The 902-nt window shown below is 58.0% G+C and carries 1 protein-coding gene; it reads left to right on the top strand.

Going from position 1 to position 902, the window contains the following annotated elements; all coding sequences use genetic code 11:
- Positions 1–104 precede the first annotated feature (104 nt).
- On the top strand, positions 105–902 hold a 798-nt coding region (locus CSZ94_RS27345), incomplete at its 3' end, for a DDE-type integrase/transposase/recombinase (protein WP_102124366.1).

Here is a 902-nt window from a genome sequence, read left to right on the forward strand (position 1 = left end):
TGTTTAGAATTGGGTGATCATATTCCTATTCGCAGCTTGCCCTACTTCAAAGCCAGGCGCCTGTTGAGTACACTGTTGATTCCTGTCACCTCACCGCCAGCGCCATGACCCAAGCCCTTCACAGCCGAGCCCGCACCACCCACCTGATCAGGGAAGAAATCCGCAACTCGACACTGCCCCAACGGGAGCTTGCCGAGCGCTATAACGTGAGCCGCCTGACGATCCGTAAATGGCAGAACCGCGACAGTGCCGAGGACCGTTCGCACCGGCCCCACACCATGCACACGACGCTGACGCCGGCGCAGGAACTGGTCGTCGTCGCCCTACGCACCACCTTGCTTTTGCCCACTGACGACTTATTGGCGGTGGCGCGCGAGTTCGTCAACCCGGCGCTTTCGCGTGGCGCCCTGGGCCGCTGCTTGCGACGCCATGGCGTCTCCAGCTTGCTTAAAATGGCCGCGCTCGAAGACGACAAACCGGTCACCAAAAAGTCGTTCAAGGACTACGAGCCGGGCTTTTTACATATGGATATCAAGTACTTGCCGCAGATGCCCGACGAAACCGAACGCCGTTACCTGTTCGTCGCCATTGACCGCGCCACGCGCTGGGTCTTCATGGAAATCTATGCAAACCAGTCCGATAGCAGCAGCACCGACTTCCTGCTCAAACTGAAAAACGCTTGCCCTATCACCATCGTCAAACTGCTCACCGACAACGGCAGCCAGTTCACCGACCGTTTTACCAGCAAGAAAAAAGACCCCGTCAGCGGCGACCGTATCCCGAGCGGCAAGCATGTCTTTGACGTGCTGTGCAAGCAATTGGTGATCGAACATCGATTGATTCCGCCGCGTCACCCGCAAACCAACGGCATGGTCGAACGCTTCAATGGCCGCATCAGCGAG

It is taken from the genome of Janthinobacterium sp. ROICE36 (assembly GCF_002869965.1).
Classification (GTDB): domain Bacteria; phylum Pseudomonadota; class Gammaproteobacteria; order Burkholderiales; family Burkholderiaceae_D; genus Janthinobacterium.